Here is a 22740-nt window from a genome sequence, read left to right on the forward strand (position 1 = left end):
TCAGTAGGTCGCCACTTGCTCAAGCAAGTCCGGCAGCGTCAGCGGCTTGGCGAACAGGTATCCCTGGCCTTCATGGCAACCCAGGGCTGTCAGCGCGTGGGCTTGGCTTTCCAGTTCGATACCTTCGGCGATCAGCTCCAGTTGCAGGCTCTGGCCGAGCTGAATAATGGTTTCGACGATCCGTCGGCTGCCGGCGCTCTGCTCCATCTGGCGGACGAAGCTGAGGTCGATTTTCAGTCGGTCGACGTTGAGCTGCTCAAGGTAGCTGAGCGACGAAAAACCCGTGCCGAAGTCGTCCACCGCGATGCTGATACCGCGAGCTTTTATCTGATTCAGCAAGTCCGTCATGAAGCCGGCATCGAGCATGGCCACCGATTCGGTGATTTCCAACTCCAGCAGGCGCGGGTCAATCGCGCTTTCGCCCAGGGCGCGGTCGAGCACTTCAAGGAAGTTGGGCTGGCGGAACTGCATGACCGAGACATTCACGGCCATGCGCAGGGGCTGAGAACTGATTTGGTTGATTTTGTGCAGGTCGTGGCAGGCACTGCGCAGCACCCATTCGCCCAGGCTGATGATCAGCCCGGAGCTCTCCGCCAGCGGGATAAACTGGGCTGGTGAGACAAAACTGCCGTCGTCATTGCGCCAGCGCAGCAAGGCCTCAACGCCGATTAGCTGGCGGTCGCTCAGGCGGACTTGTGGTTGATAGACGACAAACAACCGTTCGCGCTCAAAGGCGCTGCGCAGATCTTGCAGCAGGTGTACGCGGGCGCGGGTTTCGAATTCCATGTCCAGGCTGAAGTGGCTGATGCCGCCGCGGTGATGCTGCTTGCCATGCTTGAGGGCGATATTTGCCGCCTTGAGGGCGTCGCTGCCGTTGCCGTCGATCTGGTCCAGACTGATCAGGCCGATCGTGGAGGTGAGATTCTGTTGCAGCTCCCCCAGGCAGAGGGGCTGGCGCAGCAGGTTGTTGAGGAATTCAGGGGTGAGTACGGCGGTGTTGGCGAGGATGCCGAATACGTCACCCGCCACCCGCGCTAACAGCGAGCCTGCGGGCAGTTGCTCTTGCAGACGGCTGGCCGCTGCCTTGAGCAGATTGTCGCCGTGCTGGTGGCCGAGGGCGTCATTGAGCTCGGAGAAACCGTCAATGTCGATCAATGCCAGGGTGGTATCGTTTCGGGGCGGACCGCTGAGGGCACAGTCGAGGGCGTGGACAAAGGCCAGCCGGTTGGGGATGTGCAGCAAGTGGTCGTTATAGGCGTGATCTTTAAGCTGGGTCAGCAGTTGAACGTTATCGAGGGTGACGATGATGTTGCTGCAAAACACCTCGAGCAGTTGCCGGTCGAGGTCGTTCAGGGGCTTTTCGGTTTGCAGATAAGCGGCCATGTCGTGGTTGTGCTGGCCGGGGAAAAACAGCGTGGTCGAGTGATTGCCATAGTGGTTTCGCCGCTCTCGCAGGGTGTCGTTCAGGGCTTCAGCAATGGCGGTATTGGGCAGCGCGTCGAGGTGCTGGTTGATGCAGTTGGTGAGACTGCCGGCGGCGGCGACGATCAGCGCCTGCGCAGTCGAGTCTTTTTGGTCGTAGGCGCAAACCACCCCTTCGGGCGGCAAACTGAACAGGCCGCAGATCTGGGTGATGATCCCTGCGGCGAATTCGTTGACACCCTGGCGGGCGAGCAGCTGGCTGCTGGCGCGGATCACCATGCCCAAGCCGCGGCGACTGGCGTTGATGGTGTGGATTTGCTCATAGGAGCGGATCGCCGCCGTCAGGGCGGTGTACAGACGATTGCGTGACAGTTCCGACTTGGTCTTGTAGTCATTGATGTCGTAGTCGCGAATGGCCTCCATCTCCGGGGCATAGCCCGGCTGGCCGGTGCGCAGGATGATGCGCGCTTCGCTGTTGCCCAGGTCCTGACGAATGACGCGAACCAGCTGCAAGCCAGCATCGTCAGACTCCATCACCACATCGAGGAGAATGACAGCGATCTGCGTTTGCTCGCCGAGAATGCGGATGGCGTCGGCGGCCGAGTAAGCGTGGAAAAATTCCAGGGGGCGGCCGAGCACTTCAGTGTTGGCCAAGGCAAAGCCGGTGGACTGATGGACGTCTTTGTCATCGTCGACGATCAGTATTCGCCAGGTGGGCGTGTCGTGCGAGTACTCGGCGGTGAGCACTTCATCCTTGAAGAAAAACAGCTCGTCATCATGTTCGCTGCTCATCACTAACCCTTGCGTGCAGTGGGGCGGAGGCATGCGGTCTAGAGGGCTTGGTGGCGTTTGCCACGGGGCGATGACTGCAGCCGTTAGGTCTGAGTCTCAGTCTAGGCAGGAAATCGGCAATCGGCACTCACGCGATCAGCGGTGGGCTTGTTACGAATTGTTGGCGCCGCCCCGCGGTACAGGGCGACACCAGAGGAGGGCGTTACTGCGGCTTGTCTTGCTGGGCCTTGAGCAGGTCGCGGATCTCGCTGAGCAGTTGCTGGTCGGCAGTCGGGCCGGCTGGGGCAGGCGGCACTTCGGCGCTTTTCAGCTTATTGATGGCTTTGACGCCCATAAAAATGGCGAAGGCAACGATCAGAAAGTCCAGCACGGTCTGGATGAACTTGCCGTAGCTGAGCATCACGGCCGGGGCAGTGCCTTCGGCAGCCTTGAGGGTGATGGCCAGGTCGGTGAAGTCGACCCCGCCGATCAGCAGGCCAATCGGCGGCATGATGACATCGCCGACAAAGGAGCTGACGATTTTGCCGAATGCGGCGCCAATAATGATACCGACGGCCATGTCGACCACGTTGCCTTTGACCGCGAAGGCCTTGAACTCACTGAGCACACTCATGGATAGCTTCCTTATTTAGGTGGGTGGCGGCAGTGTAAAACGCCGGTCGCCGCGCCGTCATCCGGGCGGTAGGGCCTTTGGGGGATTTATTCTGGGTTTTGTAGCGGGTGATGGGTCGATGGCTAAACCCGTTGGCATTGATCCTGGTCAAGGGGGCGTACATGCCTCGGAGCTAGCCTGAAGACAGTTATCACAGGAGCTGACCCATGCATGTAGAACACCATTCGCTGATCGCTGACTTTCCGGAACTGCGTGAACAGCTGCATACCTTGCGCCAGCAGGATCACCACTTTGCCCGCCTGGCTGACGAGTATGAGGCGCTGGACAAGCGCATCTGCCGCGTCGAAGACGGTGTTGATCTGCTGGATGACAGCGCGCTGTCGACCCTCAAGGCTGAGCGCGTGGCGTTGAAGGACGAGCTGTCCCGCCAGTTGAACAAAGCTGCCGAGCCGGAAGGTTGCTGCGGTAAATGCACCTGCTGATCTGCATTCAGGCAGGCTCAAGGCGCGGTGATTACCGCGCCTTTTTTATGCGTGCAGCATTACCTTGCTGAGGGCCGGGCGGGATGTCTTGTCGCAGCTTACCGAGCGGCTTCACGCTCAGTCATGCGGGAGATTGAGCGGGTCGTGGTCAAGCTTTGGCCTATCATTTTTAGCTCAGATGCAGTTGTTGTCTGGTGTCGGCGTGGCGTTATTTCGGGTTCAGTAGCGCGCTTGCCATTCTTGTTTGTGGCGTTGGGGGTGAGGCATGGGGCGGTTTTTTTGTTGTTGGTTGGTGCTGATGCTGGGCTGTGGCTCACCGGTTTGGGCGAACGAGCACAGTCAGTTCGAGTTGCCGCCGGCGCAGTTGAGTGCGCAGGAAGAGTCTGAGGTCGATGCCATGGTTTTGCCTGTGCCGCAGGCCTGGGTCGGCGATTTCGACGGCATGCGTGAGCGGCGCATGGTGCGCATCCTGGTGCCCTACAGCAAGACCTTCTACCTGATCGACCGCGGTCGCCAGGATGGCGTGGCCTACGCCTTTGGCAAGGCCTTCGAGGGCTGGCTGAACAAGACCCAGCCCTTTGCCGACAAGACCCAGCGCTGGCAGGTGATGTTTCTGCCCACGGCGCGCAACGAGTTGCTGCCCAAGCTGCTGGCCGGTGACGGCGACATCGCCGCGGGTGGCCTGACTATCACCGAAGGTCGTCAGCGCACGATCGACTTCACCGACCCGGTCGCGCGCGACATCCGTGAAGTGATAGTCACTGCGCCCGGTAGCGCGAAAATCCAGCACATCGAGGAGTTGGCCGGTAAGGAGGTCTATGTGCGCCCCTCCAGCAGCTATTTCGAGCATCTGGTTACGCTCAACGAGCGTTTCAAGGCGCAAGGCCTGGCGCCGGTGAAGATCATGCCGGCCAATGAGAACCTGGAAACCGAGGACCTGCTGCAAATGGTCAATGCCGGGTTGTTCGGGATTACCGTAGCCGACCAGCACATCGCCCTGCTGTGGCAGCCGCTGTATACCGAGATGCAGATCCAGGCCGGGGTTTACCTGCATCAGGGCGGCGAGCTGAGCTGGGCGCTGCGCAAGAGCAGTCCACAGTTCAAGCAGGTGCTGAGTGCGTTCGTCAAAGAACACAAGATCGGCAGCGAATTTGGCAACATCACCCTGCGCCGTTTCAAAAACAGTAAGCGCGTGCTCAACGCCACCTCCCAAGCCGAGATGGCCAAGTTCAATGCGCTGGTCGGGGTGTTCCAGAAGCATGCGGGAACCTACGACTTCGACCACCTGATGCTGATGGCTCAGGGTTTTCAGGAGTCCCAGCTGAACCAGGCCGCGCGCAGCCGGGCAGGGGCCGTTGGAGTGATGCAGCTGTTGCCGAGCACGGCGGCCGATCCGGCGGTGGGGATCAAGGGCATCGACACCAGCGTGGACAAGAACATCGAGGCCGGCAGCAAATACATGCGCCTGTTGGCTGACAAGTACCTGGATGATCCGGAGCTGACGCCGGTCAATCGCACCCTGTTGAGCTTTGCCGCTTACAACGCCGGCCCGGGAAACCTGATGAAGTTTCGCCGCTTGGCAGAAAAATCCGGGCTGGACCCGAACGTCTGGTTCGGCAATGTCGAGCAGGCGGCGGCGCGTATCGTTGGCCGCGAAACCGTGGATTACGTCGGCAATATCTACAAGTACTACGTGGTCTACAAACTGGCCGAACAGAAGCTGCGCGAACGGGCCGAGGCTCGTCCGCAGCCCGGCAACTGATGCCGGCGCCCATAGCAGACGCTATGATCGGTGCTTTTGCGGTTTGCGGAGATCCCCATGGCCAAGGCCAAGCGCATGTATGGCTGCACCGAATGTGGCGCGACCTTTCCCAAGTGGGCCGGGCAGTGCGGTGAGTGCGGCACCTGGAACACCCTGACCGAAACCCTGATTGAGGCCCACAGCGCCGCCCCGAGCGGGCGTGCCGGTTGGGCGGGCGAGCAGGCGCAGTTGAAGACTCTGGCCGAGGTCAGTGTCGAGGAAGTGCCGCGTTTTTCCACCTCGTCCGCCGAACTGGACCGGGTGCTCGGCGGCGGCCTGGTGGACGGTTCGGTGGTGCTGATTGGCGGTGATCCGGGCATCGGCAAGTCGACCATCCTGTTGCAGACCCTGTGCAACATCGCCGTGCGCATGCCGGCGCTGTATGTGACGGGCGAAGAGTCGCAACAGCAGGTGGCGATGCGCGCACGGCGTCTCGATCTGCCCCAGGATCAGCTCAAGGTGATGACCGAGACCTGCATCGAGGTGATCATCGAAACCGCCAAGCGGGAAAAGCCCAAGGTCATGGTGATCGACTCGATCCAGACCATTTTTACCGAACAGTTGCAGTCGGCCCCTGGCGGCGTGGCCCAGGTGCGCGAGAGTGCGGCCTTGTTGGTGCGTTATGCCAAGCAGAGCGGTACGGCGATTTTCCTGGTTGGCCACGTGACCAAGGAAGGCGCTCTGGCCGGCCCGCGGGTGCTCGAACATATGGTCGACACCGTGTTGTATTTCGAAGGTGAGTCCGATGGCCGTCTACGCCTGCTGCGTGCGGTAAAGAACCGCTTCGGCGCGATCAACGAGCTGGGCGTGTTCGGCATGACCGACAAGGGCCTGAAGGAAGTGTCCAATCCCTCGGCGATCTTCCTCACCCGTGCCCAGGAGGAAGTGCCTGGCAGTGTGGTGATGGCCACCTGGGAAGGCACCCGGCCAATGTTGGTGGAGGTGCAGGCGCTGGTCGACACCAGTCATATGGCCAACCCGCGGCGCGTTACGTTGGGCCTGGACCAGAACCGCCTGGCCATGCTGCTGGCGGTTCTGCATCGGCACGGCGGTATTCCGACCTACGATCAGGACGTATTCCTCAACGTGGTCGGCGGGGTCAAGGTGTTGGAGACGGCATCGGACTTGGCGCTGCTGGCTGCAGTGATGTCCAGCCTGCGCAACAAGCCCTTGCCCCATGACCTGCTGGTGTTTGGCGAGGTGGGGTTGTCCGGGGAGATTCGCCCGGTGCCCAGCGGTCAGGAGCGCCTGAAGGAAGCGGCCAAGCACGGTTTCAAACGCGCCATCGTACCCAAGGGCAACGCGCCGAAAGAAGCGCCACCCGGTTTGCAGGTCATCGCAGTGACGCGCCTGGAGCAGGCGCTGGATGCCTTGTTCGAGTAACCACTCAGTAGTGATACCACTTCAGCTCCAGCTGCACTTCGTTGAGCGGGCTGGTCTGTTGGCTGAACTGGCGTTGGGCGCTCAGGCGTAGGCCGAGGTTCTGGCTGAGCTCCCACTGTTGGTTGAGGCTGAGTGTGCGGCGCACTTCGCCGTTGGCGAAGTAGTCGCCTTGGGCTTCCAGGCGCAGGTTGCCCAGCGGGTTGCGCCACAGCAGGCCGCTGTCGAAGCCGATCGCGGGCGCGGCGAACGGGGCGAAGTCGTTGTTGTGCTCCAGGCGGCCGGTGAGCAGGCTGAAACCCAGCAGGTCATCACCGAGCCAGTCTTCGCCCAACTGCCAGCTGGCGCCGGCACCCCCACTGATATGACTGACCAGGGTGGCTTTGCCGTCATGCTCGGTGCTGTTGCCCGGCACCCGCTCGAAGCCGCCGCGTACTTGCCAGGACAAGGGTTGCAGCAACTGGCTGCGCGGTGTCAGGGAGCGGATGCTGGCCAGATCCAGTTGCTGTAGCTGCCAGTCGTTGCCCTCGTACTGGCGCAATTTCATTTGCAGGATTTCGATTTGCGCGCCGAGGGGGAAGCCGTACAGGTTGTCTTCCAGGTCGTGATAGGCCATGCGCAGGCCATATTCGGCGAAGGCACGATCACCACGGCTGCCAGCGCCCAGTTGCCAGGTGCGTGAGTCGTGGCCGTCTTCCGGCAAGCCGGGGCGTTCGACCACCAGGGGCGGCGGTGGGTTGCGGTGGATAGCCTGCAGCAGGTCGAAGCTGCGCTGGGCGGTGGCCGGGTCGCGTTCCTGGCCGTTGGCCTGATAGCGCAGCAGGCGGAAGGCAGTGTCGCTGATCAGCGCCTGGCGGGGTGCGGGCAAGGCCTGGAAGGCGGGCTGTTGCAGGGCGGTGGTGTCGGCGGCAATGCGCAGTGCCCAGTCCTGCTCGTGTTTGTTCAGCGGTTCGGCGCTTTTGCGCAATTCGCGTTCACGCGACGGGCGATAGTCGATCTGCTTGACCATGCCTGCGTCCTTGACCGCACGCACGGTGTCGGTGGGGATCGCGGTGAGGGGGAATTGCTCGGTCAGTTGCAGGCCGGGGCGGGCTACTTGCAGCAGTTCCAGCAGGCGGTAGGAGCAGTTTTCGTCGAAGAAGAAGTAGTCGAAGCGGATCTGCTTCAGCTCCCAGACGTGCTCGACCATGCGCCCGGTTTCTTCGGCCGTCAGGTTTAGCCGGTACTCCCACAGGTCGCGGTTTTCCAGGCGGGTGTATTCGGCCATTTTCTCCCGGTAGGGCACCAGGGCGAACAGGCCCGGATAGCCGCCCATCAGGCCTTTCCAGGCGTACAGCATGCTGTTGTCGGCGCCTTCGATAAAGGCGCCGAAGTTCAGCGCGTAGCTGAGCATGGCGCTGCCGTCGCTGTCGACGTTGGCTTGGTCGATGCGCAGCAGGGTGTGGCCGAACATCGACGATGGGCTGTTGAGGTAGGCCGCCGGGAAGATCAGCACCGCGCTGTGCGGGGCGATATCGCTGTACCAGGCGCGCAGTTCGTTGCAGGTGGGCTGCGGCAGCTTGCTCAGCTGCAGTTGTTCACGCAGCCAGCGGCTGCGTGCGGGGAATACGCATTGGGCGTGTTGTTCGCCAAGGCTGGCGGGCGCATACAGGGCCTGCAGGGTGGCGCGCAGTTCAGCTTCCGGGTGGCTGGCACCGTCGGCGGCGAGGAAGAATCTGCCGTCGTCCACATAGCTGCGCCAGCCGCCCAGTTTGCCGGTCTCGTAATGGCCGAGGGCAATCCAGTAAGGGTCGTTGGCCAGGCTGTGCAGGCGGGTGTCAGCAAACTGTGGTTGCGCAGCCAGGGGCGCGCAGGCGCACAGCGCCAGAAGGGAAAGCAGGCGTTTGAACATGGGGGGCATGACTCTGCAAAACAAACCCGCGCCAAAAGACGCGGGCTACGGCCATGGAGCACAGCGTCCGGGTGGCGGTGCGAACCGCTGCCCGGAACGGGGGCTTAGGCTTCGTGGGCGTATTTAGCCAGACGAGCGTCTTTCTGCATCATCGCCAGGGTGGCGGCGTGCACGTCAGCGGCGCTGACCGAGGCGCTGCTGAAAATTTCATTGAAGTGCGCATGGGCGGCTTCGTTGAAATGCGCGCGGTCTTGCGGTGCTACACCCAGAACCACGGCGTAGGTGGTCAGGGCTTCGCCCTGGCCTTTGGCCATGTCTTCCGACAGCTCGTCCATCATGTTGCTGACGATCAGCATCGGCTTGCCGCCGTAGGTCAGGGTGCCATTGGTGGAGCAACCGTTGGTGCCCGAGGTCATGCCGAAGGTGGCGTTACCCGAGGTGCCGTTGGTGGTGGAAGCGACGAAGTGCGAGGCCGTGCCGCGTTGGCCTTTGAACAGCATGTTGCCCCAGCCGCAGTTCGGGCCGCCGGGTGCTTCGGCGAGGGCGGCAGAGGAAACAGCAACAAGCAGGGTACCGAGCAGGAGTTTTTTCATGGTTTTACTCTCTATGCAATCCTTGGTAGGTAGCTCAGGCACAAGGCCTGCGCCGTCCAGGCGGGGGTGGAAACCAGGGTGTCCGGAGGTCGACTTTTGCCAGCCTCGTGGGGCACTTGTGTACCCGTCTGTGCCTTGCAGCTTTTCGGAATGACCGGCCAGTGTCAAGGCGTACTGCTCGGGCTGTGCGCAAGTCGGCAAGCGGCTTTGATGCACGTCAGTGCAGGTTGTCGTCAGCCGGCCACACTGAAGTCATCCTTCCGCTGGAGTGTGCGCCATGACGACTTTCGACCCGCAAGCTGTTCTCGATAGCCTGGAAGCCGAATATGCGGCACGGGCAACGGCCATCCGCCGTGATCTGACCGGCAGCCATTCGGCGGATTCGGCCGAGCAGGCTGGCGAGCGGCAGAACGACGAGGTGTTGCAGGCGCTGCTGATCGAGGCCGAGCAGGGCCAGGCGCAGGCGGCCCAGGCCAAGCAGCGGCTAAGCGCCGGCACCTATGGCCTGTGCCAGCGTTGCGGCGTCGCTATCGCCCCGGCGCGCTTGCAGGCATTGCCAACAGCGGCCTTCTGTCTGGGCTGTGCCGATCTGGCGGAGTAAGCCAGGCAGGCCGGCGAATGCCTTGCCAGTGCTCCGTGGCCGGCGCCAGAATGCGCACATCTTCCCGTGTGCGCCGCTCTGCCTGCTGGCGCGCCGCTTGCCTAAGGATTAGCCATGGCCGACTCGATAGCGACTGCCCTGCGGGTGGCGCCCGAAGCGTTGACCCGTCCATTTGATGCCGCCCAATTCAACTTCAACAGTACTGACGAGCTGGAGCCCTTTCGCGGCGTGCTCGGCCAGGAGCGGGCGGTGGATGCCCTGCAGTTTGGCGTGGCCATGCCGCGGCCGGGTTACAACGTCTATGTGATGGGCGAGCCCGGCACCGGGCGTTTCTCGTTTGTGCAGCGCTACCTCAAGGCCGAAGCCAAGCGTTTGGCCACACCGTCTGACTGGGTGTACGTCAATCACTTCGACGAACCGCGCGAGCCGCGGGCGCTGGAGTTGCCGGCGGGCACGGCGAGTGCCTTTCTGGCCGACATCAATCACCTGATCGACAACCTGCTGGCGACCTTTCCGGCGGTGTTCGAGCACCCCTCGTACCAGCAGAAGAAGAGCGCCATCGACCGCATCTTCAACCAGCGCTACGACCGCGCCCTGGATGTGATCGAGCGTGCCTCGCTGGAAAAAGAGGTGGCTCTGTACCGCGACAGCAGCAACATCGCCTTCACCCCGATGAAGGACGGCAAGGCGCTGGACGAGGCCGAGTTCGCTCAGTTGCCGGAGGCCGAGCGCGAACGTTTTCACGTCGATATCTCGGCCCTGGAAGAGCGCCTCAACGAAGAGCTGTCGAGCCTGGCGCAATGGAAGCGCGAGTCGAGCAACCAACTGCGTCAGCTCAATGAAGAAACCATCAGCCTGGCGCTGCAGCCGCTGCTGGCGCCGCTGTCCGAGCGTTATGCGGAAAATGCCGGGGTCGGCGCTTACCTGCAGGCGGTGCAGGTCAACCTGCTGAAGACCGTCGTCGAGCAGTTGGTGGATGTGGACAAGGCGGACGCGCAAACCCGTAAGTTGCTGGAAGAGCAGTACAGCCCCAGTCTGGTGGTGGGCCATCACCATCGCGGTGGCGCGCCGGTGGTGTTCGAATCGCACCCGACCTACGACAACCTGTTCGGCCGCATCGAATACAACACCGATCAAGGTGCGCTTTACACCAGTTACCGACAGTTGCGGCCGGGGGCGGTACACCGCGCCAACGGCGGCTTCCTGGTGCTGGAGGCGGAGAAGCTGCTGGGCGAGCCGTTTGTCTGGGATGCGCTCAAGCGTGCCCTGCATTCGCGCCAGTTGAAGATGGAGTCGCCGCTCGGCGAGCTGGGCCGCATTGCCACCGTAACCCTGACGCCGCAGATGATCCCGCTGCAGGTGAAGGTCATCATCATCGGCTCACGTCAGTTGTATTACACCCTGCAGGACCTCGATCCGGACTTTCAGGAAATGTTCCGCGTGCTGGTGGATTTCGACGAGGACATTCCCCTGGTCGAAGACAGCCTGGAGCAGTTCGCCCAATTGATGAAAACCCGCACCTCGGAAGAGGGCATGGCACCGCTAACGGCGGCTGCCGTGGCGCGGGTGGCGACCTACAGTGCGCGCCTCGCCGAGCACCAGGGCCGTTTGTCCGCGCGGATTGGCGATCTCTTCCAGTTGGTCAGCGAGGCGGACTTTATCCGCCAGCAGGCGGGCGAGGCCTGCACCGATGTCGGCCATATCGAGCGCGCGCTCAAGGCCAAGGCCGTGCGTACCGGGCGGGTCTCGGCGCGGATTCTGGATGACATGCTGGCCGGCATCATTCTCATCGACACCCGCGGTGCCGAGGTCGGCAAGTGCAACGGCCTGACCGTGCTGGAAGTCGGCGATTCGGCGTTTGGCGTGCCAGCGCGGATTTCTGCCACGGTGTATCCGGGCGGCTCGGGCATTGTCGACATTGAGCGTGAGGTCAATCTCGGCCAACCGATCCACTCCAAGGGCGTGATGATTCTCACCGGCTACTTGGGCAGCCGTTATGCCCAGGAGTACCCGCTGGATATCTCCGCGAGTATCGCCCTGGAGCAGTCCTACGGGTATGTGGACGGCGACAGCGCTTCCCTGGGTGAGGTCTGCACGTTGATCTCCGCTCTGTCACGCACGCCGTTGAAGCAGTGTTTCGCCATCACTGGCTCGATCAACCAGTTCGGTGAGGTGCAGGCGGTCGGCGGGGTCAACGAGAAGATCGAAGGCTTCTTCCGCCTTTGTGAGGCGCGCGGCCTGACCGGCGAGCAGGGCGCGATCATCCCGCACTCCAACGTATCCACCCTGATGCTCGACGAGCGCGTGCTGCAGGCGGTGCGCGCCGGCCAGTTCCACGTGTATGCGGTGCGTCAGGTGGACGAAGCCCTAAGCCTGTTGGTGGGCGCCGATGCTGGCGCGCCGGATGCCAAGGGCGTGTTCCCCGAAGGCAGCGTCAATGCGCGGGTGGTTGAGCGCCTGCGCGCCATCGCGGAAATGGGCCAGGATGACGACGAGCCGGAAGAGCCGCCGGCAGCGGCAGCCAAGCCCGCACGCAAGAAGGCGGTGAAAAAGCCAGCCACCGAAGGTGGTGTCGCCTGAATTCTCGGCCAAGGCCGCTCCCACAGGGTTTGGCTAGGACCTGATAGTTGTGGGAGCGGTCTCGACCGCGAACGGCCTGTGCCGTTATTGCGCGGGGGTATAAGCCTCACCGGGGGCACTTGCTCACCCGTCGCGGGTCCGTTCAGGGCTGATCAACCGTTCGGTGGCTGGTCAGTCACTGAACGTTGTTGCAGGCAGCCCGGCCGGTCGTGGCTGGAGGGGCTTTTCCAGTGCTCATCCACAGAGTTATCCACAGCTTGTGGGGGTAATCTTGGGCTTTCGGCAGGCGTATTGCGGGTGTAGGCTGGAAGCTCGTCCTTGCCGGAGCCGCCGCCATGTCGCGCAGCCTCTGTCTGACTCGTCACTGCCTGGGAATGATCACCCGCATCGAATGTGAGGTGCGCCCGCTGGCAGGTGAGCAAGGCCTCTGGACCTTGCTCTGCGCCGCCGGTATGGCCGCCGGTCAACCCTCGATGATCAAGGCGCAAGGCCCATTCTGCGGGCCCTGCGTGGCCGAGCAGGTGCTTGACGGAATTGCCGCCAACCTGTTGTCCCAAGGCTATCAGCCGAGCACTCAGCCGCCGATCTGGCGCTTGCACATGCAGGCGCAACTGCGCAGCCTAAACCAGGCGCGTGGTCATCCCCTGGGGCATCGCCAGCTGCATCCTGAGGCCTGAATCTAGCTGTCTGGAGCGTCTTTGCTGCGGTGCTGAGTGCGTCCCTGCAAGGTGTGCGGGGCGGCGGAGCAAAAAGGTTATCCACAAAATGCCTGTGTGCCGAAACCCTCACCTTGATGGGCGTGGGACCTCTATATGGGTGAGCCTGGGCTGGGTATACTCGCCGCCGGTTTTGATTCTTCTGCGAGGCACCATGGAACGCTTTATTGAAAATGCGATGTACGCATCGCGCTGGTTGTTGGCGCCAATCTATTTCGGTCTGTCGCTGGCCTTGCTGGCGCTGTGCCTGAAGTTCTTCCAGGAAGTGTTCCATATCCTGCCAAGCGTGTTTTCCATGGCCGAAGCGGACCTGATCCTGGTGCTGCTGTCGCTGATCGACATGGCCCTGGTCGGCGGCTTGCTGGTGATGGTGATGATCTCCGGTTACGAGAACTTCGTCTCCCAGCTAGATATCGACGAAGGCAAAGAGAAGCTCAGCTGGCTGGGCAAGATGGACTCCAGTTCGCTGAAGATGAAGGTCGCTGCCTCGATCGTGGCGATTTCCTCGATCCACCTGCTTAAGGTGTTTATGGATGCAAAAAACACCGATCCGGAGCACCTCAAGTGGTACGTGATCATTCACATGACCTTCGTGGTCTCGGCGTTCGCCATGGGCTATCTGGACAAGCTGACCAAGCACTGAGGTCGTCCGGGCTAATCGTTCGGCAATAAAAAAGGAGCACCGCGGTGCTCCTTTTTTGTGGGTGCTAATCAGGTTGCGCTGACGGTGTGATTTGGCTTTTGTAGGTGCGGATTAGTCCGCGATGCCGTTTGTCTAGAAAGCATCGCGGCTGAAGCCGCTCCTACAGTTGGCGCTGAGCCTTGGTGCGGTTATGGCTTCTGGTTCAGGGCCGGGTCGTGGAACACGCCCTTGCTGTCGGTGTTAAGCATGAACTCGGCAGCGGCGCGGCGGATTTCCGGGCTCAGGTAGTCCTGCTTGGGCATGGCTGGGTAGTCGTCGCGCTTCTTGGTCGGGTTGCTGATGTAGTCGACGATGCCTTGCGGGTTGTCCATGTACAGCGCCTGGATGGTCTCCACCGGTGGGCCGATCATGCGCATGTTGTAGGCGTGGCAACCGGCGCAAACGCCGTAGTAGACCATCTTGCCTTTCTCTTCGAGCTTGAACTCACGGGGTGCCACCGGCTCGGGCAGCAGGTAAGTGACGGTGTCGGCGGTGGTGGAGAAGCCGCACGTGCCGAAGCTTTTAGTGCCCAGGGTTGGGTACTGGCCAGGGTTGAGCAGGCAGCTGTCGCGGCTGGTGCCGACGCTGATGATGTCGACGGTACCGCTGGTCAGACTGGCGATTTTCAGCGCCTTGATTTCGTCGATGGGTTCGGCGCCGTTGTTGAACATCAGGTTGTTGAGGATCGAGACCTTGTCCGAGTGCGGGTCGGAGTCAGGGTCTTTGGTGATGTTGGCGAAGCTGTCGTGGTCGGTGATGACGATGCCGACGTTCTTGTTGCCGCTAATGATGTTGTTCTCGATGGTCACCTCGTCGGCGGCCATGACGATGATGCCGGTGCCCGCCGGTACGCCGGAGACGATCGAGCCCGGTGCGCCGAAGTTGGGGTGGTTGTTGTCGGTGATGAAGTTGTTGCGAATGATCACGTCGAAGGTGGTTTTGATCGGCAGCCCTGGGGTAATGAACGCGAGGATGCCGCCGGTGTTGTTGTAGACCTTGTTGTTCTCAACGATGGAGTGCCGGGAGTTTTCGATCTCGATGCCGGCGACGTTGGCGAACACCTCGTTGTTGTTGACGTGCACGTTGTCGCACATGCCGATGTAGATGGCCGCGTCTTCGATACCGCTGAGCACGTTATTGCTGACCAGGCCGTTCTTGCCCAGCTGCGGGAAGATGCCGTAGACGCCGGTGTCGATCACCCGGTTGTTGCGGATCAGGAAGTTGTTGCCGGCCTGACCCATGATCGCATTGCCCTTGTAATGGGTAATGTGCAGGTTCTCGACGGTGATGTTGTTGCCCGAATAGAGCACCGCATCGTTGAGCGTTTGCCCGCCTTCCATGGTCGGCCACTGGCCGTCGACGATCACGCCGCTGAGCAGAATGTCGTCCTTGTCGATGTACACAGTCTCCTTGTAGGTGCCGGGATACACCTGGATCACATCACCTGGCTGAGCTTTTTGCACCGCAGCCTGGATCGATTCGCCATCGCGCACTGCATGCACCTGGCCCTTGCCGCTGGCACCGACAGATTTGGCCAGGCTGCCGACGGCGGCGCTGGTTGCCCCGGATTTTTGTGCGTAGCGATCGGCACCTCCGACGATGGTGGCGCTGTTGTCGCTGCCAAGTTGACTACCGAGGTAGACGCCGGCGGCGAGCAGGCCGACGGCGGCGATGGCGGCGATGGCGCTGATGATCTTCTTGCCCATTATTATTCTCCTTGTGACACAAGACGTACGGCGGTGTTGGTGGCTCCCTGAAGGGCAGCCGGCAGGCGCCCGCCGGGGGTTAAGCCGGACGGCACCTGAGTGGGGGTCGCGGGGGTGAAGCTTTCATCGGTGAGGGTCTGCATGAAGTCCACCAGGCGATCCAGTTCCAGCTCGGCCAGCTTGGGTTCCCAGATGTGCCAGTGCAGGACCATGCGCGCTTGCTCTTCCTTCGGCAGAGCGTGGCCGCGGCCCTTGGTGTAGAACTCGCTGGCGTCGCGCAGGTTGCTGAACGCGCCGTTATGCATATAGGGCGCGGTCTGGGCGATGTTGCGCAGCGACGGCACTTTGAAACCGCCGCGCCAGGTGGGGTTGTGAAACACGTTTTCGGCGCCGGCATCGAAGGGCTGGCCAGCAGCTTCCGGCACGCCGATCACGGCGATCTGCTGGTTGGTGAACAGAGGCGGCGTGTGGCATTCGGCGCAGCGAGCGACGAACGAGCGAAACACGTTCATGCCTTCCAGTTCATTGGCATTCAGGGCCTCGGCGTAGCCGTGGGCATAGTGGTCGTAGCGACTGTTCAGCGAGATCAGTGAGGTCTCGAAGGCGGCAATCGCGGTGTAGATCTGCGTCAGGTTGATTGGTTGTTCCGCGCGCTGGTCGAAGGCCTCGGCGAACAGACGGCGGTAGGTGCTATTGCCGTCGATTGAGCTGAGCAGCTGCGCCGGGGTGTTGCCCATTTCATTGGTGGCGTACAGCGGCCCGGTCATCTGCTCTTCCAGCGACTTGGCCCGCGCATCCCAGAAGAAACTGGTCAAAAACGCCATGTTCCACAGGCTTGGCGCCCCGCGGCTGGCAGTGCGGCCGTGGATGCCAGTGCTCTTGGCTTGGCCGTCGGCAAAGCCCAGCTTGGGGTGATGGCAGCTGGCGCAGGACAGGGTCTGATCGCCGGACAGCAGTGGGTCGAAAAACAACTGGCGGCCGAGGTCGATCTGCTGTGGCGAGAAACCATCGCGGCGCGCCGGCAAGGCCGTCTTCAAGCCGCCTACGCCCTGGCTGTACAGCGAGTTGTACTGGTCATACAGGCTGTGCAGCTTGCACTGGTTGCCTGCGCTCAGCTCAAAGCCGGGCGGGCAGGTGCTGGCCAAACTCACGGTTGCGGGCGCTTGCGCAGCCTGGACGCTGGAGGCAAGCAGGCCGGCTGTGGCGAGCCAGATCAGGTAGTTGCCGGCCATCAGGGTTTATCCAGGCTGCTGATATAGGCCAGCACGTCGAGCAGCTCGGCGTCATTGACGCTGGCAGCCATCATTTTCATTTGCTTGCCGTAGCGGTCCGTCGGGTCGCTGCCGCGCACGCCCTGACGGAAGTGCGCGACCTGGCGCTGCAGGTAGCTGTCGTGTTGCTGGCGCAGGCGTGGGGTGTTCATGGCTGTATTGCCCTCGGCCTTGCCGCCGTGACAGGCGCCGCATTTTGCTTGATACAAACGGCTGCCCTGGGCGACGTTGCCGCTCAGGCTGGGTGTGATGGCGGGCAGTGGCAGGCCGGCCAGGTAAGTGGCGACTGCCGTGACGGCCTGCTCATCCACCAGGGTGGCGGCCATGGCGCGCATGGGTGCGGCGATGCTGTCGGCCGGGTCGCTGCCGCGGCGACCGGCCTTGAAGTGCTCAAGCTGGCGGCTCAGGTAGTCGGCATTTAGGCCGGCCAGGGCCGGCGCTTGCAGGGTCGGGTTGCCCTCGGCCTGGGCGCCGTGACAGCTTGCGCAGGCGGCATACAGGGCGCTGCCATCAACGGCATCGGCAAGGATGGGGGCCGCATTGGCGAGGCCGATCAGTAATAGCAAGGCATGCAGGCGCGGACGGGTCATGGGCATCCTTCGGCATCTTGTTGTGCCGTATGGGGGGTTACACGGGAAAGCGGGAAGGGTGGTCAGCTGGGATTTATGCTAACTGGTACGTACGTACCAATCAAGTGCTGTGGATAATTTGTCCCGAGGGCTGCCGAGTGGGGTGCTGCAGGCTTCTGTGCTAGTCTGGCCGGCCTTTTTTCACCTCCAGCGGAGCTGTTGCATGTCCGAACTCAAACTGACCACCGACGAAACACGCGTTAGCTACGGCATTGGCCGTCAATTGGGCGACCAGTTGCGTGAGAACCCGCCACCGGGTGTGAATCTGCTGGCGATCGTTGCCGGTCTGTCCGATGCCTTCAATGGCACGCCAAGCCGTGTGAGCCAGGAAGACCTGTCGGCCAGCTTCAAGGTGATTCGTGAAGTGATGCAGGCCCAGGCCAAGGCTCAGGCCGAAGCGGCCGCCGCTGCTGGCGTAGCCTTCCTGGCGGAAAACGCCAAGAAAGCCGGGGTAACCGTGCTGGAATCGGGTCTGCAATACGAAGTGCTGACTGCCGGCGAAGGCGCCAAGCCTTCGGCTGACGACAATGTGCGCACCCACTACCACGGCACCCTGATCGACGGCACTGTGTTCGACAGCTCCTACGAGCGTGGCGAGCCGGCTGAGTTCCCGGTGAGTGGCGTGATTGCTGGTTGGGTCGAGGCTTTGCAGCTGATGAATACCGGCAGCAAGTGGCGCCTGACCGTACCGAGCGAGTTGGCCTACGGTGGCCAGGCTGCCGGCAGCATCCCGCCGCACAGCGTGCTGGTGTTTGATGTGGAGTTGCTGGCCGTTTTGTAAGAGCCGGTGGCTGAGCGCCTTGGTGGGCGCTCAGCGGGCGAGGCACTCAGAAGCGGGGTGCCTCGTTATCTGCATTCGGGCGCAAGGCCCGAGCGAAGCAGAATAGAAACAAATTACGCAGCAATTCCTTGAGCACCAGTGGCTCACTGGAGTTGAGGCTGGCGAGGTCCAGGTCGCCCAGTTCGCGCAATTCCTCCAGAGCTTGTTCTTCCAGCGTTACGCAAACCGTACCGGTTTCCCGATTGAGGATGCGCAGGTAAGGGTGCGGACGGTCCAGCCAGGCGTCGATTAGATAGGTCATGGCTCATCTCCTTGGTAATGAGGTTTAGATGAGAATAATTCCTATTCAAATAATAGCAAGAATAAATTGGCTTTCGGCTGGGCAATAAAAAGCCCGCCGGACGGGCGGGCTGTTCAGGTGGCGGGTACTTAGTGCGTACGCGCTACGGCGAAGCGGCTGAGTTCTGCCAGGGCGTCGCGGTAAGGGCTGGCTGGCAGTACGTCGAGGCAGGCGATGGCGCGTTCGGCGAAGTCGCGGGCCAATTGCGCGGTGTAGTCGAGTGCGCCGGCAGCTTCGACGGCATTGCGGATGCTTTCGAGGTCTTCCAGGCCGCCTTTCTGAATCGCTTGGCGCACCAGAGCAGCCTGCTCAGCGGTGCCTTCGCGCATGGTGTAGATCAGCGGCAGGGTCGGCTTGCCTTCGGCCAGGTCGTCGCCGACGTTCTTGCCCAAGGTCGCGGCGTCGCCACGGTAATCGAGCAGGTCGTCGACCAGCTGGAAGGCGATGCCGAGGTGATCACCAAAGGTGCGCAGGGCTTCGGTCTGTGCCGCATCGGCGCCGGCCAGGGCGGCGGCGCTGTGGGTCGAGGCCTCGAACAGCATGGCCGTCTTGCCACGAATGACCTCCATGTAGACCTCTTCGCTGGTGCTGGCGTCGCGAATCTTCGACAGTTGCAGCACTTCGCCTTCGGCGATCACGCGGGTGGCCTTGGAGAGGATGCGCATGACTTCCATGGAACCCAGTTCGACCATCATTTCGAACGAGCGTGAATAAAGGAAGTCGCCCACCAGCACGCTCGGCGCGTTGCCCCATTGGGCGTTGGCAGTGGAGCGGCCGCGGCGCATGTCGGACATGTCGACCACGTCGTCATGCAGCAGGGTGGCGGTGTGCAGGAACTCGATGGTGGCGGCCAACAGGCGCAGGTCGTCGCCTTCCTGGCCCAAGGCCTTGCCGCAGAGCAGGACCAGCAGCGGCCGCAGGCGTTTGCCGCCCGCGGAGATGATGTAGTCACCGATTTTTTCCACCAGTGGCACATGCGACACCAGCTGGCGACGAATGATGCCGTCGACGGCACTGAAGTCGTCCGCTACTACGCTATAAAATGCCTGGGGTTGCATCGTTGGTGAGTGCTCCTAAAGGTTGCGCGGCATGCTAGGGGGCGGGGTGGGGGCTGTCAAGGCAAGTGCCTTGGGTGCTTGCGCGGCGTTGGCAGCTTGCGTACAATTGCGGCCCCTGAACTTCCCTGGGCATTACCTGCCTTACGCAATTGCAAGGGCGTCCTTCCGGCCCCAAGCAGCCATGCCAGCCGACGACTATTCCTATAAAGCGCTGGGTGAGCAGGATTAACGGAGCAAAATTATGTACGCAGTAATTGTTACCGGTGGCAAGCAATACAAAGTTGCCGAAGGCGAATACCTGAAAATTGAAAAACTCGAGCTGGCCGTTGGCGAAGCCGTGAATTTCGACCGCGTTCTGTTGGTTGCCAATGGCGACGACGTGAAAATCGGCGCACCTGTTGTTGAAGGCGCCAAGGTTGTGGCTGAAGTGATTGCCCAAGGCCGTCATGACAAAGTCACCATCATCAAGTTCCGTCGTCGTAAGCACCACATGAAGCGTCAGGGCCACCGTCAGTGGTACACCGAGATCAAAATCACCGGTATTCAGGCTTAATCTTTCTCGCCTGATCCACAATTTGGAGTATTGAACTCATGGCACACAAAAAAGCTGGTGGTAGTACCCGCAACGGTCGCGACTCAGAAGCCAAGCGCCTTGGCGTGAAGATGTACGGCGGCCAGGTTATCAAGGCTGGTAACATCATCGTGCGTCAGCGCGGCACCCAATTCCACGCTGGTTACGGCGTTGGTATGGGTAAAGATCACACCCTGTTCGCTAAAGTCGAAGGCGTGATCAAGTTTGAAGTTAAAGGCGCCTTCGGTCGTCGTTACGTGAGCGTTGTCGCGGCTTAATCGCGAGAGTGCTGCAAAAGCCCTGTCTTGCGACGGGGCTTTTTTGTTTCTGTATCCTGTGTTCACTGTTTTATTCTGCCCGCTGTTGCGGCGGGAGGCGTAGCCCATGAAATTCGTCGATGAAGTATCGATTTTTGTAAAAGCTGGTGATGGCGGCAACGGTTGCATGAGTTTCCGCCGCGAGAAGTTCATCGAGAATGGTGGGCCGAACGGTGGTGATGGGGGGGATGGCGGCTCGGTGTACATGATCGCCGACGAGAACCTCAACACCCTGGTCGACTATCGCTATACCCGCCGCTTTGATGCTGAGCGTGGCTCCAATGGCGGCAGTACCGATTGCACGGGGCGCAAGGGTGAAGAGCTGGTGCTGCGCGTGCCGGTTGGCACCACGGTGATCGATGCCGGTACCCAGGAAGTGATTGGCGACCTGACCAAGGCGGGCCAGCGCTTGCTGGTGGCCCATGGCGGCTGGCACGGTCTGGGCAACACCCGTTTCAAGTCGAGTACCAACCGCGCGCCGCGTCAGACCACGCTGGGCAAGCCGGGCGAGTCCCGCGACCTCAAGCTGGAATTGAAGGTGTTGGCGGACGTCGGTCTGCTGGGCTTGCCGAATGCGGGCAAAAGCACCTTTATTCGCTCCGTGTCGGCCGCCAAACCGAAGGTGGCGGATTATCCGTTTACCACCCTGGTCCCGAACCTAGGTGTGGTCAGCGTTGATCGCTACAAAAGCTTCGTAGTGGCGGATATTCCGGGCTTGATCGAGGGCGCCTCCGATGGCGCCGGTCTGGGCATTCGCTTCCTCAAGCATTTGGCGCGTACCCGTTTGCTGTTGCACTTGGTCGATATGGCGCCGCTGGACATGAGCGATCCGACTGAGGCGGCAGTGACTATCGTTGATGAGTTGACCAAGTTCAGCCCGGCGTTGGCCGATCGCGATCGTTGGTTGGTGCTGAACAAGTCCGACCAGATCCTCGAAGAGGAGCAGGAGGCGCGGGTCAAGGAAATCACCGATGCGCTGGACTGGCAGGGTCCTGTGTATGTGATCTCGGCCATTGCTGGCGAGGGCACGGAAAAGCTCTGCTACGACATCATGCGTTACCTCGAAGAGCGCGCCTTGCGTCTGGCTGAAGAGCCACAGTACGCCAAGGACCTCGCTGAGCTGGATCGGCGCATCGAGGATGAGGCGCGGGCCCAGTTGCAGGCCTTGGATGATCAGCGTGCGCTGCGGCGTACGGGGGTCAAGGCGGTCGGCACCGAGGATGACGACAGCTTCTGGGATGAAGAGGATGAGGCGGACGGCCCGGAAATTATCTACGTTCGCGACTGAGTACAACCACAACGCCGCTGATTAGCGGCGTTGTGCTGACTAACTCCAGGGTTGGCGCCGGGGTGCGTGCAATCTGCTGATCAAGGTTGGAATGACATGCGGGACAAGGTGACGGGTGCGCGGCGCTGGGTGGTGAAAATCGGCAGCGCGCTGCTGACGGCGGACGGTCGCGGGCTGGATCGTACGGCCATGGCGGTGTGGGTTGAGCAGATGGTGGCGTTGCATGCTGCCGGTGTCGAGCTGGTGCTGGTGTCTTCAGGGGCGGTAGCGGCTGGCATGAGTCGCTTGGGTTGGTCGGTGCGGCCGAGCGCCATTCACGAGTTGCAGGCGGCTGCCGCTGTAGGTCAGATGGGCTTGGTGCAGGCCTGGGAGTCGAGTTTCGGCGAACACGGCAAGCACACGGCGCAGATTCTGCTGACCCATGACGATCTGTCCGATCGCAAGCGCTACCTGAATGCGCGCAGCACGCTGCGCACCTTGGTGGAGTTGGGCGCCATTCCGGTGATCAACGAAAACGACACCGTGGTCACCGACGAAATCCGCTTTGGCGACAACGACACCCTGGCGGCGTTGGTGGCCAACCTGGTGGAGGCTGATCTGCTGGTCATTCTCACCGATCGCGACGGCATGTTTGATGCCGATCCACGCAATAACCCGGATGCGCAGTTGATTTCTGAGGCGCGTGCCGATGATCCGGCCCTGGATGCTGTTGCGGGTGGCACTGGTGGTGCGCTGGGCCGTGGCGGTATGCAAACCAAGTTGCGCGCAGCACGCCTGGCGGCGCGTTCCGGGGCGCATACGGTGATCGTTGGTGGGCGCATCGAGCGCGTGCTGGATCGGCTGAAAGCGGGCGAGTTGCTCGGTACTCTGCTGTTACCAGAGCGTGGTCTGCTGGCGGCGCGCAAACAGTGGCTGGCAGGGCATTTGCAGACTCGCGGCAGTCTGACTCTGGATGACGGTGCAGTGCAGGCGCTGCTGCGTGGGCACAAGAGCCTGTTGCCGGTGGGTGTCAAACAGGTGCAGGGTAATTTCCGTCGCGGTGAGATGGTGGTGTGCCTGGCGCCGGATGGTGCTGAGATAGCGCGTGGTCTGGCCAATTACAGTGCGGCGGAAGCGCAAAAGATCGTCGGTCAGGGTTCTGATGCCATCGAGCAGCTGCTGGGTTATGTTGATGAGCCTGAATTGATTCACCGCGACAATCTGATTCTGATCTGACTGAGAGCGAG

21 protein-coding genes are annotated in these 22740 nt (G+C 61.7%); 12 read left to right on the top strand and 9 right to left on the bottom strand.

What is annotated here, in order from left to right; all coding sequences use genetic code 11:
• Entirely contained in the window at positions 1-2214 is a 2214-nt protein-coding gene (locus tag AC56DI_RS17765) for a GGDEF/EAL domain-containing response regulator (protein WP_496347321.1), read from the bottom strand.
• Positions 2215-2416: 202 nt separating this feature from the next.
• Positions 2417-2827, bottom strand: a complete 411-nt coding sequence (gene mscL / locus AC56DI_RS17770) for a large-conductance mechanosensitive channel protein MscL (protein ID WP_324517281.1) — start codon at positions 2825-2827, stop codon at positions 2417-2419.
• A gap of 206 nt (positions 2828-3033) precedes the next feature.
• Here mscL and AC56DI_RS17775 point away from each other — a divergent pair, with 206 nt between their 5' ends.
• From AC56DI_RS17775 to radA, 3 genes are all read left to right on the top strand, one after another.
• On the top strand, positions 3034-3309 hold the full coding sequence (locus AC56DI_RS17775; protein ID WP_496347322.1) for an HP1242/YdcH family protein: 276 nt from the start codon (positions 3034-3036) through the stop codon (positions 3307-3309).
• 265 nt (positions 3310-3574) lie between these two features.
• Positions 3575-5071, top strand: coding sequence for an MltF family protein (locus tag AC56DI_RS17780; RefSeq protein ID WP_496347323.1), 1497 nt, complete (start codon positions 3575-3577; stop codon positions 5069-5071).
• A 57-nt stretch (positions 5072-5128) separates the two neighbouring features.
• Complete coding sequence (gene radA, locus AC56DI_RS17785) at positions 5129-6493, top strand: DNA repair protein RadA (RefSeq protein ID WP_496347324.1); 1365 nt, start codon at positions 5129-5131, stop codon at positions 6491-6493.
• A 4-nt stretch (positions 6494-6497) separates the two neighbouring features.
• On the opposite strand, the gene AC56DI_RS17790 is transcribed toward radA, so the two are convergent.
• Both AC56DI_RS17790 and AC56DI_RS17795 read right to left on the bottom strand, forming a co-directional pair.
• Positions 6498-8381 (bottom strand): Lnb N-terminal periplasmic domain-containing protein, encoded by a 1884-nt coding sequence (locus AC56DI_RS17790; protein WP_496347325.1) that lies wholly within the window; start codon positions 8379-8381, stop codon positions 6498-6500.
• A 104-nt stretch (positions 8382-8485) separates the two neighbouring features.
• Positions 8486-8974 carry a DUF3015 domain-containing protein gene (locus AC56DI_RS17795; RefSeq protein ID WP_324517293.1) on the bottom strand — a complete coding sequence of 163 codons (489 nt, stop codon included), beginning with the start codon at positions 8972-8974 and terminating at the stop codon, positions 8486-8488.
• A gap of 277 nt (positions 8975-9251) precedes the next feature.
• Here AC56DI_RS17795 and AC56DI_RS17800 point away from each other — a divergent pair, with 277 nt between their 5' ends.
• From AC56DI_RS17800 to AC56DI_RS17815, 4 genes are all read left to right on the top strand, one after another.
• A complete protein-coding gene (locus AC56DI_RS17800; protein WP_496347326.1) occupies positions 9252-9575 on the top strand; it encodes a TraR/DksA family transcriptional regulator in 324 nt (107 codons plus the stop codon).
• A 114-nt stretch (positions 9576-9689) separates the two neighbouring features.
• Positions 9690-12155, top strand: coding sequence for a Lon protease family protein (locus AC56DI_RS17805; protein ID WP_496347327.1), 2466 nt, complete (start codon positions 9690-9692; stop codon positions 12153-12155).
• Between the two features lie 335 nt (positions 12156-12490).
• Positions 12491-12832 carry a PA4575 family protein gene (locus AC56DI_RS17810; protein ID WP_496347328.1) on the top strand — a complete coding sequence of 114 codons (342 nt, stop codon included), beginning with the start codon at positions 12491-12493 and terminating at the stop codon, positions 12830-12832.
• Between the two features lie 193 nt (positions 12833-13025).
• Positions 13026-13514, top strand: a complete 489-nt coding sequence (locus AC56DI_RS17815) for a TIGR00645 family protein (protein WP_324517297.1) — start codon at positions 13026-13028, stop codon at positions 13512-13514.
• A 188-nt stretch (positions 13515-13702) separates the two neighbouring features.
• On the opposite strand, the gene AC56DI_RS17820 is transcribed toward AC56DI_RS17815, so the two are convergent.
• From AC56DI_RS17820 to AC56DI_RS17830, 3 genes are read right to left on the bottom strand one after another with little or no spacing between them, the layout of a single operon-like run.
• Positions 13703-15259: a parallel beta-helix domain-containing protein gene (locus AC56DI_RS17820; RefSeq protein ID WP_496347329.1), complete on the bottom strand. Its 1557-nt coding sequence runs from the start codon at positions 15257-15259 to the stop codon at positions 13703-13705.
• A gap of 2 nt (positions 15260-15261) precedes the next feature.
• Positions 15262-16491 (bottom strand): cytochrome-c peroxidase, encoded by a 1230-nt coding sequence (locus AC56DI_RS17825; RefSeq protein WP_496347330.1) that lies wholly within the window; start codon positions 16489-16491, stop codon positions 15262-15264.
• Positions 16491-17120, bottom strand: a complete 630-nt coding sequence (locus tag AC56DI_RS17830; RefSeq protein ID WP_496347331.1) for a c-type cytochrome — start codon at positions 17118-17120, stop codon at positions 16491-16493. The genes AC56DI_RS17825 and AC56DI_RS17830 overlap by 1 nt, the downstream gene beginning before the upstream one ends.
• A 202-nt stretch (positions 17121-17322) precedes the next feature.
• Between AC56DI_RS17830 and bamJ the strand changes: the two genes are divergently transcribed.
• Positions 17323-17940, top strand: a complete 618-nt coding sequence (gene bamJ, locus AC56DI_RS17835) for a BamJ family beta-barrel-assembly machinery protein (RefSeq protein WP_422588900.1) — start codon at positions 17323-17325, stop codon at positions 17938-17940.
• A 46-nt stretch (positions 17941-17986) separates the two neighbouring features.
• Here the strand turns inward: bamJ and AC56DI_RS17840 are convergent, their stop codons facing one another.
• Together AC56DI_RS17840 and AC56DI_RS17845 are read right to left on the bottom strand one after the other, a co-directional pair.
• A complete protein-coding gene (locus tag AC56DI_RS17840) occupies positions 17987-18241 on the bottom strand; it encodes a PA4570 family protein (protein ID WP_324517302.1) in 255 nt (84 codons plus the stop codon).
• A gap of 128 nt (positions 18242-18369) precedes the next feature.
• Complete coding sequence (locus tag AC56DI_RS17845) at positions 18370-19338, bottom strand: polyprenyl synthetase family protein (RefSeq protein ID WP_496347332.1); 969 nt, start codon at positions 19336-19338, stop codon at positions 18370-18372.
• Between the two features lie 241 nt (positions 19339-19579).
• Between AC56DI_RS17845 and rplU the strand changes: the two genes are divergently transcribed.
• From rplU to proB, 4 genes are all read left to right on the top strand, one after another.
• Complete coding sequence (gene rplU / locus AC56DI_RS17850; protein WP_324517304.1) at positions 19580-19891, top strand: 50S ribosomal protein L21; 312 nt, start codon at positions 19580-19582, stop codon at positions 19889-19891.
• A gap of 38 nt (positions 19892-19929) precedes the next feature.
• Complete coding sequence (gene rpmA / locus AC56DI_RS17855) at positions 19930-20187, top strand: 50S ribosomal protein L27 (protein ID WP_025240448.1); 258 nt, start codon at positions 19930-19932, stop codon at positions 20185-20187.
• Between the two features lie 106 nt (positions 20188-20293).
• Positions 20294-21514 (top strand): Obg family GTPase CgtA, encoded by a 1221-nt coding sequence (gene cgtA / locus AC56DI_RS17860; protein ID WP_324517305.1) that lies wholly within the window; start codon positions 20294-20296, stop codon positions 21512-21514.
• Positions 21515-21610: 96 nt separating this feature from the next.
• Positions 21611-22729 carry a glutamate 5-kinase gene (gene proB / locus AC56DI_RS17865; RefSeq protein WP_496347333.1) on the top strand — a complete coding sequence of 373 codons (1119 nt, stop codon included), beginning with the start codon at positions 21611-21613 and terminating at the stop codon, positions 22727-22729.
• Positions 22730-22740: the final 11 nt, after the last annotated feature.

It is taken from the genome of Pseudomonas sp. BGA-UO-ETr-WB11 (genome assembly GCF_059567785.1).

Bases quoted from the DNA above. Each gene is read 5' to 3' on its own strand.
- AC56DI_RS17765 (WP_496347321.1), bottom strand. From the start codon at position 2,214: ATGAGCAGCGAACATGATGACGAGCTGTTTTTCTTCAAGGATGAAGTG.
- mscL (WP_324517281.1), bottom strand. From the start codon at position 2,827: ATGAGTGTGCTCAGTGAGTTCAAGGCCTTCGCGGTCAAAGGCAACGTG.
- AC56DI_RS17775 (WP_496347322.1), top strand. From the start codon at position 3,034: ATGCATGTAGAACACCATTCGCTGATCGCTGACTTTCCGGAACTGCGT.
- AC56DI_RS17780 (WP_496347323.1), top strand. From the start codon at position 3,575: ATGGGGCGGTTTTTTTGTTGTTGGTTGGTGCTGATGCTGGGCTGTGGC.
- radA (WP_496347324.1), top strand. From the start codon at position 5,129: ATGGCCAAGGCCAAGCGCATGTATGGCTGCACCGAATGTGGCGCGACC.
- AC56DI_RS17790 (WP_496347325.1), bottom strand. From the start codon at position 8,381: ATGTTCAAACGCCTGCTTTCCCTTCTGGCGCTGTGCGCCTGCGCGCCC.
- AC56DI_RS17795 (WP_324517293.1), bottom strand. From the start codon at position 8,974: ATGAAAAAACTCCTGCTCGGTACCCTGCTTGTTGCTGTTTCCTCTGCC.
- AC56DI_RS17800 (WP_496347326.1), top strand. From the start codon at position 9,252: ATGACGACTTTCGACCCGCAAGCTGTTCTCGATAGCCTGGAAGCCGAA.
- AC56DI_RS17805 (WP_496347327.1), top strand. From the start codon at position 9,690: ATGGCCGACTCGATAGCGACTGCCCTGCGGGTGGCGCCCGAAGCGTTG.
- AC56DI_RS17810 (WP_496347328.1), top strand. From the start codon at position 12,491: ATGTCGCGCAGCCTCTGTCTGACTCGTCACTGCCTGGGAATGATCACC.
- AC56DI_RS17815 (WP_324517297.1), top strand. From the start codon at position 13,026: ATGGAACGCTTTATTGAAAATGCGATGTACGCATCGCGCTGGTTGTTG.
- AC56DI_RS17820 (WP_496347329.1), bottom strand. From the start codon at position 15,259: ATGGGCAAGAAGATCATCAGCGCCATCGCCGCCATCGCCGCCGTCGGC.
- AC56DI_RS17825 (WP_496347330.1), bottom strand. From the start codon at position 16,491: ATGGCCGGCAACTACCTGATCTGGCTCGCCACAGCCGGCCTGCTTGCC.
- AC56DI_RS17830 (WP_496347331.1), bottom strand. From the start codon at position 17,120: ATGACCCGTCCGCGCCTGCATGCCTTGCTATTACTGATCGGCCTCGCC.
- bamJ (WP_422588900.1), top strand. From the start codon at position 17,323: ATGTCCGAACTCAAACTGACCACCGACGAAACACGCGTTAGCTACGGC.
- AC56DI_RS17840 (WP_324517302.1), bottom strand. From the start codon at position 18,241: ATGACCTATCTAATCGACGCCTGGCTGGACCGTCCGCACCCTTACCTG.
- AC56DI_RS17845 (WP_496347332.1), bottom strand. From the start codon at position 19,338: ATGCAACCCCAGGCATTTTATAGCGTAGTAGCGGACGACTTCAGTGCC.
- rplU (WP_324517304.1), top strand. From the start codon at position 19,580: ATGTACGCAGTAATTGTTACCGGTGGCAAGCAATACAAAGTTGCCGAA.
- rpmA (WP_025240448.1), top strand. From the start codon at position 19,930: ATGGCACACAAAAAAGCTGGTGGTAGTACCCGCAACGGTCGCGACTCA.
- cgtA (WP_324517305.1), top strand. From the start codon at position 20,294: ATGAAATTCGTCGATGAAGTATCGATTTTTGTAAAAGCTGGTGATGGC.
- proB (WP_496347333.1), top strand. From the start codon at position 21,611: ATGCGGGACAAGGTGACGGGTGCGCGGCGCTGGGTGGTGAAAATCGGC.